The following is an 18,618-nucleotide window of genomic DNA, read 5'->3' on the forward strand; positions in this document are numbered from 1 at the left end:
ACTCCTCATCGGCCGCGGACGCCACCCATAGGTCGCGCATAGGTCGATGTCGATAATGAGGAGCATGACGCCCTCCGGCCGTACCCCCTCCCGCCCCGCCCCGCTCACGAAGCCCGACGGATCACCCATCCGCGTGCTCGTGGTCGACGACGAGCAGAGCCTCACCGACCTGCTCAGGATGGCGTTGCGTTACGAGGGCTGGGACGTGCGCACGGCGGCCGACGGGCAGGCCGCTCTCGGGATCGTGCGGGAGTTCCGGCCGGACGCCCTCGTGCTCGACGTGATGATGCCGGGCCTCGACGGCCTCGAGGTCCTGCACCGGTTGCGGGCGCAGAACGACGACACCCCCGTCCTCTTCCTCACGGCGAAGGACTCGCTCGACGACCGACTCGCGGGTCTGACGGCCGGAGGGGACGATTACGTCACGAAGCCGTTCAGCCTCGAGGAGGTCGTCGCGCGCTTGCGTGGCCTCATTCGTCGGACGGCCTTGGTTTCGGCGGCCAACTCGCCCATCATCACGGTCGGCGACCTGGAGCTCAACGAGGACAGCTACGAGGTGTACAGGGACGGGACGCAGATCGAGCTCACGGCGACGGAGTTCGAGCTCTTGCGCTACCTCATGCGCAATCCGCGGCGCGTCCTCAGCAAGCCGCAGATCCTCGACCGCGTGTGGAGCTACGACTTCGACGGGCGGGCGAGCGTCGTCGAGCTCTACATCTCCTACCTGCGCAAGAAGATCGACGCGGGACGAGAACCCATGATCCACACCGTGCGCGGCGCCGGCTACATGATCAAGGCCTCCGGCTCGTGAACGCCGCACCGCTCGGCGGCTGGTCGCTCCGTCGTCGACTGACGATGGCGACGGTCGTGCTCATCGCGATCGCGGCCCTCGTGATCGGATTCGTGAGCATCGTGAGCGTCAGGGGCATCCTCACGCAGCGCCTCGACTCCGAGCTCGCGTCCGCGAGTGAGCGCGCGGCGAGGGCGCCGAGCGGGTATCACGCGTACCCACCGCCGGGGGAGCCCGACGACGAGCCGGGGCCGGGGCAGATCATCGGCATTCTCGGCCAGTCGGCCGGAACGCTCGGCGTGCAGATCGAGGGTGGCCTCGTGACGTACGCCGGCTTCCTCGACGAACAGGGCGCACGGAGGGACATCGATGCCGGTGCGGCCGCGGCGCTCGCCTCTCAGGCGCGCATCGGCGTACCGACGACGGTCGATGTCGGGGCCGACGGGCTCGGGCGGTACCGCGTGGTCGCCGTCGAGACGGAGGGCGGCGCGACCCTCGTGGTGGGCCTGCCGATGGCGGCGCTCGAGCAGACGGTGTCGCAACTCGTCTGGATCGTCGTGGCGGTCACGGTCGGGGGCATCGGCCTCGCGACGGCGGTCGCGTACCTGATCGTGCGGGCGAGCGTACGACCGCTCGAACGGGTCGCGCAGACGGCGACGGCCGTGTCGACTCTCCCGCTCGAGCGCGGCGACGTTCCGCTGTCGGTCCGTGTTCCGGACGTCGATGCGGACGAGCGCACGGAGGTGGGCCGCGTCGGTGCCGCCTTCAACCGCATGCTCGGCCACGTGGCCGGTGCGCTGTCCGCGCGACAGGCGAGCGAGGACAAGGTGCGGCGATTCGTCTCCGACGCGAGTCATGAGCTCCGCACACCGCTCGCGTCGATCCGGGGGTACGCCGAGCTCACGAGGATGTCCCCGGAGGAGCTTCCGGAGGACGCCGCCTACGCGCTCGGTCGGATCGAGTCGGAGGCGCGACGCATGACCACGATCGTCGAGGATCTCCTCCTCCTCGCCCGGCTCGACGAGGGGCGCGCGCTCGAGAGCGAACCCGTCGACGTGCGGTCGCTCGTCACGGACGCCGTCAACGACGCGCGCGTGTCGGCGCCCGATCACGACTGGTCGGTCGAGGTGCCGCCGGAGGACGAACCGACGATCGTGCAGGGAGACGCGTCGCGCCTCTTCCAGGTCGTCGCGAACCTGCTCGCGAACGCGCGTGTGCACACGCCGCCGGGCACCCGCGTCACGACGACGCTGCGGAGTGTCCCGGCAACATCGGGCGGGTTGGCACCGGTGCCGCACGGGGTGGCGGCGGCCGAAGCGCCCGCTCGGCTCGAGGTCGCCGTCACCGACGACGGACCCGGCATCGCCCCCGAGATCCGTGAGCGGGTCTTCGAGCGCTTCGTTCGCGGCGACAGCTCGCGCTCGCGCGCGACCGGGAGCACGGGCCTCGGGCTCGCCATCGTCCAGGCCGTGACGGAGGTGCACGGCGGATCGGTGCACGTCGAGAGCGAGCCGGGGAGAACGTGCTTCAGCGTCGAGTTGCCGCTCGCCGCGTCGACCGCGACAGCTCACCTACCGGAACGAGTCTGAGGAACCGGGCGGCCCGGCACGCCGGATGCGTCAGCGTGTCGGCCAGTGCCACGGGGGAGCGTCGAGCATCCCCTGGCTCTCGACGCGGTCTCTCCGAGGCGCTTCTCGAGCCGGTGCTCGGCGACGTCCGCACACCTGCCGATCGCGTCGACGAGCGCGCGAAGGTGCGTGACGACGAGCTGGGTCGTGGTCGTGGCCGTGGCCGTGGCCCCGGCGAGGGTGCCTCCGAGTCCGTCCGCAGGTGGTCGTAGAACCGATCTCCGGGTCGTTCGAGAAGGCGGAGGAACCGGGGCGGGGGATGCCGAGGTCGACGAGGTAGCCGAGCTCGTCGCCGCCGAAGCCGAGACGGACCGAGAGGAGCCGGCCCTCCTGACGCCCTCGAGGGGGCGTCGCCCGAGATCACGGCGTGCGAGAACTGCTCGGGACCGGCCCAGAGCGCCGATGCCGACCCGCCCTCGCGAGCGATGCCCCGACCACTCCCGTGCCCGTCGGCCCTCCGTCCGCCGTAGCACCACCCGCCGTGCTCGCGAGCAGCCGTAGGGCCCGGTACATGCTCGACTTGCCCGAACCATTGGGGCCCGTGACGACGTCGAGGCCGCCGAGGGGGATCACGAGATCGCGGATGGATCGGTAGCCGGCCACGGCGAGCGTCGAGATCATGATGCCAGCAGGAGGCCGCCGACAGTCGACCCTGCGCGTGGAAGCCGCGACACGCCCGAGTTGTCACTCGATCCCGCGTGCGCTACGGTGGAGGCATACCGAAGACCGCCGGTCATCGACGTGCGCGAAAGCGCCAGTCGATCGAAGGCTCTGAACGGGACTCACGTCCTGTCGGGGGCGACCTGCGCAGGTGTGACGAAGTTCTTGCTCACAGAATCTCACGATTCTCGTGCTTCCAGGCTCCGCGCGCTTGCGCCGGGGCCTTTTTTCATGTGCCGGGCGGTCATCGGGCGCGTCACTACCGTGACGCGTGACATGACAATCAAGGAGTGGCCATGGCGAACAAGGAAGCCTCGGTTGCCGAACTCACGGACCTGTTCCAGAGCTCGACCGCCGTTCTGCTGACCGAGTACCGCGGCCTCACGGTGGCGCAGCTCAAGCAGCTGCGTACGGACATCCGTGCGGACGCAACGTACGCCGTGGTGAAGAACACGCTGACCAAGATCGCGGCGAACAACGCCGGCATCTCGTCGTTCGACGACGAACTCGCCGGTCCGTCCGCGATCGCTTTCGTGCACGGTGACCCTGTCGCCGTCGCGAAGGGCCTGCGCGCCTTCGCCAAGGCGAACCCCTCCCTGGTGGTCAAGGGTGGTTACTTCGACGGTAACCCGCTGACCGCCGAAGAGGTAGGCAAGCTCGCCGACCTCGAGTCCCGCGAAGTCCTGCTCGGCAAGCTCGCCGGCGCCTTCAAGGCCTCGCTGTTCGGAGCCGCATATCTGTTCAACGCACCGCTCTCGAAGGCCGTTCGCACGGTCGACGCGTTGCGCGAGAAGCAGGAGTCCGCTGCGTAATCGTCCTCCGGGCGGTTCACAAGCGGTGAGTAAACGACACAAGGAGAAGAAACTATGGCAAAGCTGTCAACTGAGGAACTGCTCGAGCAGTTCAAGGAGCTCACGCTCATCGAGCTGAGCGAGTTCGTCAAGGCGTTCGAGGAGACCTTCGAGGTCACCGCTGCCGCCCCCGTCGCCGTTGCCGGTCCGGCTGCTGCCGGTGGCGCGCCCGCCGAAGAGGTTGAGGAGAAGGACTCCTTCGACGTCATCCTCGAGGCTGCTGGTGACAAGAAGATCCAGGTCATCAAGACCGTTCGCGAGCTCACCTCGCTCGGCCTCGGTGAGGCCAAGGCTGTCGTCGACGGAGCCCCCAAGGCTGTGCTCGAAGGCGCCAACAAGGAGACCGCTGACAAGGCGAAGGCCGCCCTCGAAGAGGCCGGCGCCACCGTCACCCTCAAGTGAGTCGTCCCCTTCGGGGGATCTCCAGAGGTGCGATGGCGATCGACTCGTGATGAGTCGGTTCCGACGCTGATGGATGCGGACTCCTCGTCCGGATGCCAGGCATCCGAACAGAGCATTCCGCATCCGTGAAGGGCGTCGCCCCCGAAACGGGGCGACGCCCTTCCGTGCGTTAACCGGCTCGTCCGTGCACACGGTCCCGCGTTCAGGATGCTCTGCGGCCCTCCCGGGCCTCCTCCCTCCCCGCTCCGCCGGGGATCGAATCCGACCGGCCGGTCGGGGCAGAAGAAAGAAGCATCATCATGAACAGCAGGACCCCGTGGCGCGTCCTCGGTTCCGCGATGAGCCGTGCGGGTCACCTCACGGCCACAGCGGTCCAGGTCGACGCCCGCTCGGCACACCCGCCGAGTATGCATCGCAGCCAGCTCGACCCCTCGTCGACCTTCTGGTTGCGCTGAGAACGATGAGAACGGTGGTGTCGCGTGGGCGCGGCACCGCCGTTCTCTCGTCGAACTGCACCATTGCATAGCCGGGCTATGTAAAATGGATTCACGTGAGTACAGAAGAGAACACCGACCTCAAGACCCTGTTGGGCGCGCTCGTCTCGAGCGGCCACCGACTCACGCGCCTCGCCGCCACGGCGACAGACGATCAGCGATCGCCCGCCGTCTGGCGCACCCTGAGTGCGTTGTCGTCCTATGGACCCGTCCGCCTGGGGGAGCTCGCGCGCCTCAGCCGCGTCACCCAGCCGACCATGACCAAGATCGTCCGGAACCTCGACGACCTCGACTGGATCAAGCGCATCGTCGACGTCGAGGACAAGCGGGCGTGGTTGATCGCCGCGACGCCGAAGGGCCTCGCGGCGCTCGCGGAATGGCGGGACACCCTCGCGAGCGCGCTCCTGCCCCACTTCTCCGGACTCGACGCCGGGGATCTCGCCGCCATGCAGCGCGTCGTGGAGATCCTCGACGAACGCGCCGCCCTCGACGGTTCCGCCGCGTTCGAGGGAGAGATCGCGTGACGGGGGGCGCCGCCACCGGGTCGCTCCTCCGACAGCCCCGGAGCGTCTGGGCCGTCGCCTTCGCGTGCGTCGTGGCGTTCATGGGCATCGGTCTCGTCGACCCGATCCTGCCGGCGATCGCCGCGGATCTGCAGGCCACTCCCACGCAGACCTCTCTGCTCTTCACGAGTTATCTGCTCATCACGGGACTCGCGATGCTCGTCACGAGCTGGCTCTCGAGCAGGCTCGGCGCGAAGCGTACGCTCCTCCTCGGGCTCGCGCTCATCGTCGTCTTCGCCGTCGCCGCGGGCGCCTCGAACTCCGTCGAGGCCGTCATCGGCTTTCGTGCGGGTTGGGGCCTCGGCAACGCACTCTTCATCTCGACCGCTCTCGCGACGATCGTCGGCGCGACGTCGGGAGGCACCGGTGCCGCGATCGTCCTGTACGAGGCGGCGCTCGGCCTCGGGATCGCGATCGGCCCCCTCGTCGGCGGCCTGCTCGGTTCCGTCAGTTGGCGCGGTCCCTTCTTCGGAACGGCGGTCCTCATGGCGGTCGGGTTCATCGCGATCACGACCCTCCTCCGGTCCGAGGGGGAGCGCCCGGCGCCGCAACCGCTCTCGGCGCCGTTCCGCGCCCTCCGCGTCCCGGCCCTCGCCGTGCTCGCGGTCACGGCGCTGTTCTACAACATCGCCTTCTTCGTGCTCCTCGCCTACACGCCGTTCGCGCTCGAAGCGCTCGGGGTCGACGACGCGTTCACCCTCGGGCTCGTGTTCTTCGGGTGGGGCGTCGCCCTCGCGATCACGAGCGTGGCCCTCGCGCCCGTCCTCACGCGTCGAGTGAGGCGGACGACCGTGCTCGCCGCCGGGTTCGTCGTCCTCGCGGCCGACCTCGTGGCGATCGCGCTCCTGACCCGATCGCTCGCCGGGATCGTCGTCGGCGTCGTCGTGGGCGGACTCGTGCTCGGCGTCATCAACACCGTGCTGACGGAAGCGGTCATGGAGGCGACCGACCTGCCGCGCTCGGTCGCATCGTCGGCCTACTCGGCCGTCCGCTTCCTCGGAGGCGCCGTCGCCCCGCCCGCCGCCGCCGAGCTCGCCCGCCTCGTCGGCACGCCCGCTCCGTATGTCACGGCGGCCGGTTCGGCCGTCCTCGCGCTCGTCGTCCTGCTGCTCGGTCGACGCTCGCTCGGCCGCGTCGACGCGCCCGTGACGGACCCGATCGAGGAGGCCGAGGCCGTCGGGACGGGAGACGCCTGACGCGTCGCCGTCGTCACTCCCTCGGTCGGGCCGTCGTGCTCCGGACGACGAGACGCGTGGGATGCAGGAGCGTCGTCGGGGATGCGTGTCGGCCCTCGAGGGCGTCCATGAGGAGTTCGACGACGGCGACGCCCTGCTCTCGGGGCGACTGTTCGACGGTCGTGAGGGAGAACATCTCCGCGTACTCGTGGCCGTCTACCCCGACGACGCTCAACTCCGCCGGGACCTGCACCCCGGTGCGCCGGGCGGCGACGATCGCGCCGACGGCGACCTCGTCCGACGCGGCGGAGATGGCGGTGGGTCGCGAGCGCAGGTTGCTAACGACCTGGACGCCGGCGGCGTAGCCGCCCGGTAGCGTCATCTCGCTCGGGACGTGGAGCGTCTGCGCGCCGAGCCCAGCATCCTCCATCGCGTCGAGATAGCCGCGCAATCGTCGGCCGTGGACGGTTCCGTGGAGGTCCTCCGAGCGGCCTCCGCCGATGTGGACGATTCGCGTGTGCCCGAGGCCGATGAGGTGCTCCGTCGCGAGCCGCGACACGGCGACGTCGTCGATCGCCACAGAGCTGGCGCCCTCGACCTGGGCGCCGAGCGACACGACGGGTCGGTCGAGCGAGCGCAAGCGCTCGAGTTCGGCGGGGGAGAGATCGAGCCCGATCGTGATGATGCCGTCGAACCTCTTGCGTGCGAGGAAGTGTTCGAAGATGCGCGATCGACTCGCGCTTCCCGGTCGGACGTTGTACAGGGTGAGATCGTAGTCGCACGCGAGGAGCGCGTCCTCCACACCCTCGAGGACCTCGCCGAAGTACCAGCGGTTCACGAACGGGATGATGACGCCGACGTTCTTCGTGCGGCCGGTCACGAGGCTCGCCGCATTGGTGGAGGCGACGTAGCCGATGCGGGCGGCGGCGTCGAGGACGCGCTGACGAGTCGCCTCCGAGACGTATCCGCCGCCGGTGAGCGCTCGGCTCGCCGTGGACTTGGAGACCCCGGCGATGCGCGCAACGTCCGATATTCCGCTCATCGTCGTGCATCCCTCCTTTGGGTCGGCACCTGAGGCTAACGCACGTTCGACCCAGAATGGAAACGGTTCCCGATCGTAGCGCGAGCGTTCGAATGAGAGCGCTCTCCCGAAATCGCGCGAGCGCACCATCCTGTCGCCGCCCTAGCACGCTGAGAGCGCTCTCAGCGTTTATCCACAGGTATATCGTTTTGTGATCTTCGAACGTTGTGCAATGGTCTGCCGTGCCATAGCGTGTGCATGGAACCGGTTCCCGACCCGTTCGGAGATCGACCCGAGCCTGCGGCCCTACGCGTCGTGGCGCACACACTCAACGAGGAGGCACTTGATGCGAATCACTTCACGGGGGCGAGTTCTCGCACCCATCGCCGCGATCGGCGTGATGGGCTTGGCCCTCACGGCATGTTCCGGCGGACCCGGCGGCCCTGGCACGGGCGGCGGAGGCGGCGAGGGCGACGGCAAGGTGACCGTCTACGGCACCATCGCCGACACCGAGGCCGAGCTTCTCGAAGAATCCTGGAAGGACTGGGAGGAAGAGAACGACATCGACATCGTCTACGAAGCCTCCAAGGAGTTCGAGACGCAGATTTCCGTTCGCGCGCAGGGCGGAAACGCCCCCGACATCGCGATCTTCCCGCAGCCCGGTCTGCTCGCGGACCTCGCGTCGCGCGACTTCCTCAAGCCGGCTCCCCAAGCCGTCGAGGACAACGTCGACGAGTACTGGTCCGAGGACTGGAAGGCGTACGGCACCGTAGACGACACCTTCTACGGCGCGCCGCTCATGGCGAGCGTCAAGGGCTTCGTCTGGTACTCGCCGTCGCAGTTCGAGGAGAACGGGTGGGCTGTGCCCACGACGTACCAGGAGCTCGTCGACCTGACCGCGACCATTCAGGAGACCACGGGCACCGCTCCGTGGTGTGCCGGCTTCGGCTCGGACGCGGCGACCGGTTGGCCGGGAACGGACTGGATCGAGGACCTCGTCCTCCGTCAGGCGGGCCCCGAGGTCTACGACCAGTGGGTCGCGAACGAGATCCCCTTCACGGACCCGCAGATCGCCGAGGCCTTCGACGCCGTCGGCCAGATCCTCAAGAACCCGGAGTACGTGAACGCGGGCCTCGGAGACGTGGCCTCGATCAACACGACGCCGTTCGGTGATGTCGCCGGTGTTCTCGCCGATGGTACGTGCGCCCTGCACCACCAGGCCTCGTTCTTCGACGGCTTCATCACCGACGCCGGTGCGACGGTCGCCGAGGACGGCGACGTCTGGGCCTTCCTGACGCCGTCGATCGATGGCTCGCAGGCCGTCACCGGTGGTGGTGAGATCGTCGGCGCGTTCAGCGACGACGCCGACACGCAGGCCGTGCTCGAGTACCTCTCCACGCCCGAGTGGGCCAACAGCCGCGTCAAGCTCGGTGGTGTCATCTCCGCCAACACCGGACTCGACCCCGCCAACGCCTCGAGCGGAATCCTCACGCAGGCCATCGAGATCCTCCAGGACCCCGAGACCACGTTCCGCTTCGACGCGTCCGACCTGATGCCGAGCGCCGTCGGTGCCGGTTCCTTCTGGAAGGGCATGATCGACTGGATCAACGGAACCGAGACGCCGGTAGTCCTCGAGCAGATCGAGGCCGGCTGGCCATCCGAATAGTCGGCCGATGGGCGGGGCCGCCGGGACCGACAACGTCCCGGCGGCCCTTCTCCCCACCTCTGCACCGCACCACCCACCCGACCCGCTACACCGCGTATGGTGAGCACTGAGTCCACCGTCGCACTCGAGAGGCGTCCATGTCGTCCTTCCTCACGTGGCTGAGCACCCTGCCGGCCCTCGCGCAAGTCCCGGTCATCATCGCGGCGTTCGTCGTCCTGATCGGCATCCTGATCTTCTTCATCGAGATCGCACCCCGTCGCGGCAGGATCTACACGATTCTGCGACTCGCGGCGTGCGTCCTCATCCCGCTCCTCATCCTCGCGGCGCTCGAGTCCTACACGATCGCGATCATCGCGGCCGGCGTGCTCGGGCTCCTGTTCTTCTGGCTCGACTACCGGTCGTCGGCCGGAGCGGGTTATCTCTTCCAGCTCTTCGGCTTCCTCGCCCCGGCGATCGTCCTGCTCGCGATCGGTCTCGTCGTCCCCACGATCCAGACCACGATCCAGGCCTTCCAGAACGCGCGCGGCGACGGCTTCGTCGGTCTCGACAACTTCATCTGGATCTTCACGCAGCCCCAGGCCATCCGCACGGTGCTCAACACGATCGTGTGGGTGCTCATCGCCCCCGTCGTGTCGACCATCGCGGGACTCGCCTACGCCGTCTTCATCGACAAATCACGCGGCGAGAAGTACTTCAAGATCCTCGTCTTCATGCCGATGGCGATCTCCTTCGTCGGTGCGTCGATCATCTGGCGCTTCGTCTACACGGCCCGCCCGGCCGACCAGGAGCAGATCGGTCTGCTCAACCAGATCGTCGTGTGGTTCGGCGGTCAGCCGGTGACCTTCCTCTCGGCCGACCCGTGGAACACCCTCGCCCTCATCGTCGTGCTCATCTGGGTGCAGACAGGTTTCGCCATGGTCGTCCTCTCGGCAGCCATCAAGGGCGTCCCCGCCGAGCAGATGGAGGCCGCGGAACTCGACGGGACGAACGCGTGGCAGCGATTCATCAACGTCACGGTCCCCGGCATCCGCTCCTCCCTCGTGGTCGTCCTCACGACGATCTCGATCGCTTCGCTCAAGGTCTTCGACATCGTCAGGACCATGACGGCCGGCGCGAACAACACCTCGGTCATCGCGAACGAGATGTACACCCAGTTCAAGAACTTCGAGCAGGGGCGGTCCGCGGCCTTCGCGGTCGTGCTGTTCCTCCTCGTGATGCCGATCGTCATCTACAACGCCCGGCAGATCAAGAAGCAGAGGGAGATCCGCTGATGAGTGCCGTCACCCCCATCGACCTTCCCGTCGACGAGGACCAGAAGAAGACGCTCGCTCGAGGCGAGCGTCGCGTCGAGAGCGGCGGATTCGCGAAGGGCACCAAGCGCCGACTGACGTCTCGCGGCGCCACGATCGCCGCTCTCGTGATCGCCATCCTGTGGACGATTCCGACCTTCGGTCTCTTCGTCTCGTCGTTCCGCCCCGCCAATGAGGTCCGCACCACCGGTTGGTGGACGATCCTCAGCAACTGGGGCTTCACGATCGACAACTACACGACGGTGCTGCAGTCGGGTAACAGTCAGCTCACGCTCGCCGGCGCGTTCATCAACTCGATCGCGATCACGCTCCCGGCGACGGCGATCCCGCTCGTCATCGCGTCGCTCGCGGCTTACGCCTTCGCGTGGATGGACTTCCGCGGCAAGAACATGCTCTTCATCGCCGTGTTCGCGCTGCAGATCGTGCCGATCCAGATGGCCCTCGTCCCGCTGCTCCAGTTGTTCTCGCGGGGGGAGATCTTCGGTTTCCCCGTGATCGCGGCCTTCGGTCAGGCGGGCTACGCACAGGTCTGGATCGCCCACTCGATCTTCGCGCTGCCGCTCGCGATCTTCCTGCTGCACAACTTCATCGCGGAGATCCCCGCCGAGGTGATCGAGGCGGCTCGCGTCGACGGCGCGGGTCACGGGCAGATCTTCTTCCGGATCGTCCTCCCGCTCACCATGCCGGCGATCGCGTCCTTCGCGATCTTCCAGTTCCTGTGGGTGTGGAACGACCTTCTGGTGGCGTTGATCTTCGCGGACGGTTCCGTCGCCCCGATGACGAAGCTGCTCGCCGAGATCACGGGAAGCCGAGGTCAGGACTGGCACCTGCTCACGGCCGGCGCCTTCATCTCGATCCTGGTCCCGCTCATCGTGTTCTTCAGCCTGCAGCGGTACTTCGTGCGCGGACTGCTCGCGGGATCGACCAAGGGGTAGGAACACGGGTCGCCCTCGGTGTGAATCGACGGAGACCGACGGGGCCCTCGGACGACGGCGGTGGACAAGGGAGTCCGCCGCCGTCCGTCGTCCCCGCCGCGTCCCTGGCGGGCCGTCGAGGGCGCTCGTACGCCCTCGGCGCAACCGTCCGGAGGCCTCCGGGTGCGGTCGTAGGGTGAGGTCATGACGATGCGGGGCGGCGGGCACGGTGGGCCCAGAGCGCGCGTGAGCGCGAGCGACGAGTCGATGCAGCGGGCGCTCAACGCCGAAGCGCCGAGGATCCCCAACCTCTTCCGGCGGATCACCGGGTTGTTCGCACCGTACCGCGCGCAGCTCGTCGTCACAGCCGTGCTCGTTGTCCTCGCCGCCGGACTCTCGGTCGTCCCGCCACTGCTCGTCGAGCAGGCCTTCGACGTGGGGCTCTTCCCGGCCGCGGGCGGCCCCGATCTCGGCTCGCTCTCGCGCATCGTGGTCATCATGATCGTGATCTTCATCCTGACGAGCGGTCTGGGGGTCTGGCAGAGCTACCTGACGGCGACGGTCGGTAATCGTGTGATGGGCGCCCTCCGCGTCGAGCTGTTCGCCAAGCTGCAATCGATGGAGCTGAGCTTCTTCACCCACACGAAGACGGGCATCATCCAGTCGCGGTTGCAGAACGACGTCGGCGGTGTCGCGAGCGTCCTCACCAACACCGTCTCGAGCGTGCTCGGCAACACCGTGAACGTGCTCGCCGCCATCGTCGCCATGGTGCTCATCGACTGGCGGCTGACGATCGTCGCTCTGGTCCTCATGCCCGCGCTCGTCGCCGCGCAGCGACGCGTCGGTCAGGTGAGGGCGCGCATCGCGACCCAGACGCAGGAGTCGCTCTCCGACATGACCGCGATCACGCAGGAGACGCTCGGCGTATCGGGCATCCTGCTGTCGAAGAGCTTCAACCGCCAGGAGAGCGAGATCGAGCGCTATCGCACGGCGAACGCGACGCAGATCACGCTGCAGGTCCGGCAGGCCATGAGCGGCCAGTGGTTCTTCGCGATGGTCAACATCTTCCTGTCCTCGATCCCCGCGATCGTGTACCTCGTCTCGGGCTGGCTGCTCGTAGGCGGGAACGACGGCGTGACGGCGGGAACGATCGTCGCGTTCACGACGGTCCAGTCCCGTCTGCTGTTCCCACTCATGGCGCTCATGCGCGTGGGACTCGACGTGCAGACGTCCGGCGCCCTGTTCGCCCGCATCTTCGAGTACCTCGACCTCCGCCCGCGCGTCACCGACAAGCCCGACGCGATCACCGTCGAGCAGGCGCCGGGTCCGCTCGGTCTCGTCGAATTCCGGGATGTCTCGTTCCGTTATCCCGACGCGGCCGACGACTCGCGCCCGACGCTCGACGGCGTCTCATTCCGCATCGAGCCCGGCCAGTTCGCTGCCTTCGTCGGGCCGAGCGGAGCGGGGAAGACGACCGTGTCGTACCTCGTGCCTCGCTTCTACGACGCGGAGAGCGGGACGGTCTCCTTCGCGGGGGCCGACGTGCGCGACCTCACCCAGGACTCGCTCGTCTCCCACATCGGGATCGTGAGCCAGGAGACCTCGCTCTTCCATGCGTCCATCGCCGAGAACCTCCGCTATGCGAAGCCGGACGCGACCGACGAGGAACTGCAGGCCGCCGCGATCGCCGCCAACATCCACCAGACGATCGTGTCGTTCCCCGACGGCTACGACACGATCGTGGGGGAGCGCGGCTACCGGCTCTCGGGCGGGGAGAAGCAGCGCATCGCGATCGCGCGGGTCCTGCTCAAGGACCCCGCCGTCCTCGTGCTCGACGAGGCCACGAGTGCGCTCGACTCGATCTCCGAGCGAGTCGTTCAACACGCGCTCGAGGCCGCATCGGCGGGGCGGACGACGATCGCGATCGCCCACCGCCTGTCCACGGTCGTGGACGCCGACGTCATCCTCGTGGTCGACGCCGGTCGCATCGTGGAGCGCGGCGCCCACGCGGACCTGATCTCGCACGGCGGCATCTACGCGCGCATGCACGCGGAGCAGCGCACCGGTGCCGTCTGATCGACGGCGCCCCCTCGGACCCCTCTCTTCTTGACTTGTCACACATCAGCTGTCCCCTCCCCGTTTCATAGCGGATTCGCGTCCATCGAACGAATCGGTATCGCGCGGATGGCGCAGTTCCGCGGTCTGGGGGCCGGCAGACCGCGGATGCGCGTCAAGCGTGGGGCATGAGCGGTGTGACCGAGGAGCGCGCAGCGGCGCCGGTACGGTCACATGGAGTACGGGCGTGACGTCCTGATCCGGCGGGAGGGGAAGACCCCAGAGCCGCGCTGCCGTCTCGTGACCGAAGAACTCCTCCTCCAGCATGCGTGCCGCATAGTGCCGCGCCCGATGGGCGAGTTCGGCCTCCGCCTCGTCGCCGGGGTCCCACGCGTATCTCACCCGGACGCCGTGGAATGGGGCCGAGAGGTCGGACCGACTCAGTCGATCCCAATTGGCGCCGAGGGCGAGGGCCTGTGACACCACGAAGACGTCCGGCGGATCGTTGGGGAGCGGTCGTCGATGCATCCGATGAGAGTGCAGGCTACCCGTGAGAGGTGCTCGGAGCCGAGGCCACTATGTGGAGCCACGTCGACAGTCGCCGTGAGTGGTCGACGGGTCGACGCTCGAGTTGTCACATATCAGCGGTCATCAGGGCTCAGGACCGCGGATATGCGACAACTCAAGGAGAGCAGGGGCGGTCAGAGCTCGTCGGTCGCGCCGCGGTCGGCGAGCATCGACTCCATGAGGTCGATCTCGGACTCCTGGCTCGCGACCACGCCGTTCGCGAAGCGCGTGACGGTCTCGTTCGTGCTGCGATCGAGCACGGCCTCGGCCATCTCGACCGCTCCTCGGTGGTGCGCGATCATGAGCTGGAGGAAGTAGACCTCTGCGTCTTCGCCGGAGAGCGTCTTCAATTCGGCGATCTGGTCGCTCGTGGCGAGACCCGGCATCGGCGCCCCCGGCTCGTGCGCCGACGCACCGTCTCCGCCGTGCTCGTGGCCGGTCCCGTCGAGACCGGGCCGCGTCATCCACGTCATCGACGGCTCGGAGCCTGCTTGCGACAGGCCCCATTCCTGCAACCAGCCGTACATCATGCCCGATTGGGTGGCCTGCGTCGTCGTGATGTCGTAGGCGAGCGTGCGGACGTCCTGCGCGTCGGTGAGATCGCGGACGATGAGCGCGAGCTCGACCCCCTGATTGTGGTGGGTCTGCATATCGCGGGCGAACCCGGCTTCGGCACTCGTGTCGGTCGGCGTCGCCTCCCCGAGGGTCGACAGCCGACCGACCGAGAAAGCGACGGCTGCGACGGCGACGAGGACGAGGATCGCGATGATCGCGACGGCGACGGGGGAGCGGCGACGCGAGCCGGAAGCGGCCGCTGTGGCCTGCCCCGGCGCGACATCCGAGTCGTCGGTCCCGTCGCCGATCGTCATGCGGTCAGCTCACCTTCCCAGGGCCGTCGACGGCACCGGAGCAGGAGGCGCCGGGCTCCGGCACCTTGTCGCTGCGCCAGTACTCCTCGAAGAACTCGGCGATGCGCGAGTCGTCGACGGAGTCGACCTGGAGCTGAGCGTTCCACGCGCTCAGGACGACGGGGCTCGGGAGGTCCTCGAACGGGGAGAGGATGACGTAGGTCGAGGGCAGCTTCTCACGGAGCGTCGCGAGGTCCTCCTCGCTCGTGTCCGGGTCGTACGTCACCCACACGGCGCCGTGCTCCATCGAGTGCACCGCGTTCTCGTTGGGGACGACCTCGCTGTAGACGCCGCAGTTGAGCCAGTACGGGTTGTGCTCGCCACCGGCCGGAGGGGTCTGCGCGTACGTCACGGCGCCCTCGACGTGTCCGGCTGTGTTCTCGAAGGTCTCGACGCCCTGGATCTCCGCTCCTGAGCTGCCCGCCGTGTAGGAGGCGCTGCGCGGAGCCGTGAGCACGATGGTCGTGACGACGAGCGCGACGATCGCCACGCTTCCGATCACGGCGGACCAGATCCCGATCCGGCGATTGCGCGCCTTGCGGGCCTGCTCCTTCTTGTAAGCCTCGACCTTCTCGGCGCGCTGCGTGGCACGCTGCTCCTTGACGGTCTGCTTCTTCACCGACGGTGGCAGGTTCGCGCCGGACGGCGACTGCTGATTGGGGGTCACGGGGGCCTCTCGATCACGGGTACTCGTGACGTCCAACCTATTGGATCGCGCTGTGTATTCCCTCGAATGGACCGCGACGTCACCCCGGGCGATCGTCCTGTCACTCGTCTAGAGTGGAGGGGTGTCGTCCTCCTTCCCCTGTTGCCGCTGTCGTTAGTCACGTAGAGAACGACCCCGCCCGGGTGAGGGCACCTCACAGACAGCTACGCAAGGACACCGGTATGAAGTACGCAGCCACCATTCTCGATCTCGTCGGCGACACCCCCCTCGTCCGACTCAACTCGGTCACCGACGGCATCGCCGCCACGGTGCTCGCGAAGGTCGAGTACATGAACCCCGGCGGATCCGCGAAGGACCGCATCGCGAGCCGAATCATCGACGCCGCTGAGGAAGAGGGACTCCTGAAGCCCGGCGGCACGATCGTCGAACCGACGTCGGGCAACACGGGCGTGGGTCTCGCCCTCGTCGCGCAGCAGCGGGGCTACCACTGCATCTTCGTCCTCCCCGACAAGGTCGGCGAGGACAAGCGCAACGTCCTCACGGCCTACGGCGCCGACATCGTCGTGACGCCGACGGCCGTCGCACCCGAGCACCCCGAGTCGTACTACAGCGTCTCCGATCGCTTGACTGCGGAGATCCCGGGAGCCTTCAAGCCCAATCAGTATGCGAACCCGAACGGTCCTCGCAGCCACTACGAGACCACCGGACCCGAGATCTGGCGCGACACCGACGGGCGTCTCACGCACTTCGTCGCGGGCGTCGGCACGGGCGGAACGATCTCCGGCACCGGTCGCTACCTCCGCGAGGTCGCGGGCGACGCCGTGCGCATCATCGGCGCCGACCCCGAAGGAAGCGTCTACTCGGGCGGCACCGGTCGCCCGTATCTCGTGGAGGGGGTCGGCGAGGACTTCTGGCCGGGCGCCTACGACCCCACCGTCGTGGACGAGGTCATCCCCGTCACGGACGCCGAGTCCTTCGCCATGACGCGTCGCCTCGCCCGCGAGGAAGGGCTCCTCGTCGGCGGCTCGAGCGGCATGGCCGTCGTCGCCGCTCTGCGCGCCGCGCGCGAGCTGCCGGCCGACGCCGTCGTGGTCGTTCTGCTCCCGGACGGAGGCCGCGGCTACCTCGGCAAGATCTTCAACGACAAGTGGATGCGCTCCTACGGCTTCCTCGAAGAGGACAAGGGCGCGACCGTCGCCGACATCGTGTCGGGCAAGAACGGCGCGATCCCGGCGCTCCTGCACGCACACCCGACCGACACGGTGCGCGACGCGATCTCCGTCATGAGCGAGTTCGGCGTCTCGCAGCTGCCCGTGCTCACGGCGGAACCGCCCGTCGTCATGGGCGAGGTCATGGGCGCCGTCTCCGAGCGCTCCCTGCTCGAGAACGTGTTCTCGGGAGACTCGAAGATGTCCGATGCCGTCTCGACGGTCGTCGCGGATCCGCTGCCGATCATCGGATCCGGTGAGTCGGTCGCCGCCGCGCGAGCGGCTCTCGCCACGTCCGACGCGCTCCTCGTCACCCTCGACGGCAAGCCGCACGCCGTCATCACCCGTCACGACCTCCTCGCCTTCCTCGGCGAGTAGAGCGTCGGTACTCGAGTCAGGAGAACCCCATGGCGAAGAAGCACAAGTCCACGTCCGCCGGCGCCTTCGCGACACTCGCGATCCGGGCCGGCCAGGACCACGACGCCGCAACGGGCGCCGTCATCCCTCCCATCTTCCAGTCGTCGACGTTCGTCCAGGACGGCATCGGCGGCTTGCGCAGCGGCTATGAATACGGTCGGAGCGCGAACCCCACCCGCACGGCGCTCGAGATCCAGCTCGCCGCGCTCGAGGGCGGCCGACACGGCCTCGCTTTCTCGTCGGGACTCGCGGCGGAGGACGCGCTCCTGCGTGCCGTCGTGCGACCCGGCGACCACATCGTCATCGGAAACGACGTCTACGGCGGCACCTACCGGCTCATCAACCGGATCTTCGGCGACTGGGGCATCGGGCACACGGTCGTCGACCTCGCCGATCTGCGCGCCGTCGGCAAGGCGGTCACGCCCCGGACGAAGGTGCTCTGGATCGAGACGCCGTCGAACCCGCTCATGAAGATCAGCGACATCGCGGAGCTCACGGAGATCGCGCATGCCGCGGGGATCCTCGCGGTCGTCGACAACACGTTCGCCTCGCCGGCGCTCCAGCGACCGCTCAGGCTCGGAGCCGACGTCGTCGTCCACTCGATGACGAAGTACATCGGCGGCCACTCCGACGTGATCGGGGGAGGGCTCGTCCTCAACGACGACGAACTCGAGGAGAAGGTGCGCTTCCTGCAGTTCGCCGCCGGTGCCATCGCCGCGCCCATGGAGGCGTGGCTCACGACGCGCGGTCTGAAGACGCTCGACGTCCGGATGCAGCGGCACTCCGAGAACGCCGGAAAGCTCGCGGAGTTCCTCGACGGACACCCGAGCGTCGAGACCGTCTATTACCCGGGTCTCTCGTCGCACCCCGGGCACGCGATCGCTGCGGCGCAGATGTCGCGCTTCGGCGGGATGCTCTCGATCGCGGTCGCCGGCGGCGAGCGGGTCGCGCGTCGATTCGCCGAGAAGACCCGCGTCTTCCAGCTCGCCGAGTCGCTCGGCGGTGTCGAGTCGCTCGTGAACTACCCCTCCGCGATGACGCATGCGTCCGTCGCGGGAACGGAGCTCGCGGTGCCCGAGAACGTCGTGAGGCTCTCCGTCGGCCTCGAGGACGCCGATGAACTCATCGCCGACGTCGACCGTGCTCTCGCGAAGGCCGTCAAGCAGCACTGAATCCGCGCGGTCGAGGAAACCGGGGAGCACGGACGAGCGCCTGTGCTCCACGGTTTTCGCATTTTCGACGCGTCAAGGGTGTGACGCCGGTTCGAAACGATTCGATAGGCTTGTGCACGAGCACTGGCCCGCTCCGCGCCCCGAGGCGAC

Annotated in this window: 17 protein-coding genes; 13 read left to right on the forward strand and 4 right to left on the reverse strand. The window is 68.1% G+C overall.

Annotated features, from left to right (window positions below; translation table 11 throughout):
- Positions 1–64 precede the first annotated feature (64 nt).
- Both ELQ90_RS04525 and ELQ90_RS04530 read left to right on the forward strand, forming a co-directional pair.
- Positions 65–811 (forward strand): response regulator transcription factor, encoded by a 747-nt coding sequence (locus ELQ90_RS04525; protein WP_128494032.1) that lies wholly within the window; start codon positions 65–67, stop codon positions 809–811.
- Entirely contained in the window at positions 808–2,379 is a 1,572-nt protein-coding gene (locus tag ELQ90_RS04530; RefSeq protein WP_243695996.1) for a sensor histidine kinase, read from the forward strand. The genes ELQ90_RS04525 and ELQ90_RS04530 overlap by 4 nt, the downstream gene beginning before the upstream one ends.
- 399 nt (positions 2,380–2,778) lie before the next feature.
- Here ELQ90_RS04530 and ELQ90_RS16880 read toward each other — a convergent pair whose 3' ends face one another.
- Complete coding sequence (locus ELQ90_RS16880; protein WP_128494033.1) at positions 2,779–3,039, reverse strand: AAA family ATPase; 261 nt, start codon at positions 3,037–3,039, stop codon at positions 2,779–2,781.
- A gap of 335 nt (positions 3,040–3,374) precedes the next feature.
- Here ELQ90_RS16880 and rplJ point away from each other — a divergent pair, with 335 nt between their 5' ends.
- From rplJ to ELQ90_RS04555, 5 genes are all read left to right on the forward strand, one after another.
- Entirely contained in the window at positions 3,375–3,890 is a 516-nt protein-coding gene (gene rplJ / locus ELQ90_RS04540) for a 50S ribosomal protein L10 (RefSeq protein ID WP_128494034.1), read from the forward strand.
- Positions 3,891–3,944: 54 nt separating this feature from the next.
- Entirely contained in the window at positions 3,945–4,331 is a 387-nt protein-coding gene (rplL, locus tag ELQ90_RS04545; protein WP_128494035.1) for a 50S ribosomal protein L7/L12, read from the forward strand.
- A 299-nt stretch (positions 4,332–4,630) separates the two neighbouring features.
- On the forward strand, positions 4,631–4,786 hold the full coding sequence (locus ELQ90_RS16550) for a hypothetical protein (protein WP_166408832.1): 156 nt from the start codon (positions 4,631–4,633) through the stop codon (positions 4,784–4,786).
- A gap of 95 nt (positions 4,787–4,881) precedes the next feature.
- Positions 4,882–5,349, forward strand: a complete 468-nt coding sequence (locus ELQ90_RS04550) for a MarR family winged helix-turn-helix transcriptional regulator (RefSeq protein WP_128494036.1) — start codon at positions 4,882–4,884, stop codon at positions 5,347–5,349.
- On the forward strand, positions 5,346–6,584 hold the full coding sequence (locus tag ELQ90_RS04555; RefSeq protein ID WP_243695997.1) for an MFS transporter: 1,239 nt from the start codon (positions 5,346–5,348) through the stop codon (positions 6,582–6,584). Before ELQ90_RS04550 ends, ELQ90_RS04555 begins: the two co-directional genes overlap by 4 nt.
- 13 nt (positions 6,585–6,597) lie before the next feature.
- Here the strand turns inward: ELQ90_RS04555 and ELQ90_RS04560 are convergent, their stop codons facing one another.
- Positions 6,598–7,605, reverse strand: coding sequence for a LacI family DNA-binding transcriptional regulator (locus tag ELQ90_RS04560; RefSeq protein ID WP_128494037.1), 1,008 nt, complete (start codon positions 7,603–7,605; stop codon positions 6,598–6,600).
- Between the two features lie 325 nt (positions 7,606–7,930).
- Here ELQ90_RS04560 and ELQ90_RS04565 point away from each other — a divergent pair, with 325 nt between their 5' ends.
- From ELQ90_RS04565 to ELQ90_RS04580, 4 genes are all read left to right on the forward strand, one after another.
- On the forward strand, positions 7,931–9,250 hold the full coding sequence (locus ELQ90_RS04565) for an ABC transporter substrate-binding protein (RefSeq protein WP_128494038.1): 1,320 nt from the start codon (positions 7,931–7,933) through the stop codon (positions 9,248–9,250).
- Positions 9,251–9,387: 137 nt separating this feature from the next.
- Positions 9,388–10,521, forward strand: coding sequence for a carbohydrate ABC transporter permease (locus tag ELQ90_RS04570; RefSeq protein ID WP_128494039.1), 1,134 nt, complete (start codon positions 9,388–9,390; stop codon positions 10,519–10,521).
- Complete coding sequence (locus ELQ90_RS04575; RefSeq protein ID WP_128494040.1) at positions 10,521–11,495, forward strand: carbohydrate ABC transporter permease; 975 nt, start codon at positions 10,521–10,523, stop codon at positions 11,493–11,495. The genes ELQ90_RS04570 and ELQ90_RS04575 overlap by 1 nt, the downstream gene beginning before the upstream one ends.
- A 189-nt stretch (positions 11,496–11,684) precedes the next feature.
- Positions 11,685–13,550, forward strand: coding sequence for an ABC transporter ATP-binding protein (locus tag ELQ90_RS04580; RefSeq protein WP_128494141.1), 1,866 nt, complete (start codon positions 11,685–11,687; stop codon positions 13,548–13,550).
- A gap of 680 nt (positions 13,551–14,230) precedes the next feature.
- Here ELQ90_RS04580 and ELQ90_RS04585 read toward each other — a convergent pair.
- Both ELQ90_RS04585 and ELQ90_RS04590 read right to left on the reverse strand, forming a co-directional pair.
- The gene (locus ELQ90_RS04585) at positions 14,231–14,965 is read right to left on the reverse strand and encodes a DUF305 domain-containing protein (RefSeq protein ID WP_128494041.1); all 735 of its coding nucleotides are present in this window, start codon (positions 14,963–14,965) and stop codon (positions 14,231–14,233) included.
- 4 nt (positions 14,966–14,969) lie between these two features.
- A complete protein-coding gene (locus ELQ90_RS04590) occupies positions 14,970–15,671 on the reverse strand; it encodes a DUF3105 domain-containing protein (RefSeq protein WP_128494042.1) in 702 nt (233 codons plus the stop codon).
- 221 nt (positions 15,672–15,892) lie between these two features.
- Here ELQ90_RS04590 and ELQ90_RS04595 point away from each other — a divergent pair, with 221 nt between their 5' ends.
- Together ELQ90_RS04595 and ELQ90_RS04600 are read left to right on the forward strand one after the other, a co-directional pair.
- Positions 15,893–17,257, forward strand: coding sequence for a cystathionine beta-synthase (locus ELQ90_RS04595; RefSeq protein ID WP_128494043.1), 1,365 nt, complete (start codon positions 15,893–15,895; stop codon positions 17,255–17,257).
- 29 nt (positions 17,258–17,286) lie between these two features.
- Entirely contained in the window at positions 17,287–18,468 is a 1,182-nt protein-coding gene (locus ELQ90_RS04600) for a cystathionine gamma-synthase (protein ID WP_128494044.1), read from the forward strand.
- The last annotated feature ends 150 nt before the right edge of the window (positions 18,469–18,618 follow it).

This window comes from Labedella phragmitis (assembly GCF_004078635.1).
GTDB lineage: Bacteria > Actinomycetota > Actinomycetes > Actinomycetales > Microbacteriaceae > Labedella > Labedella phragmitis.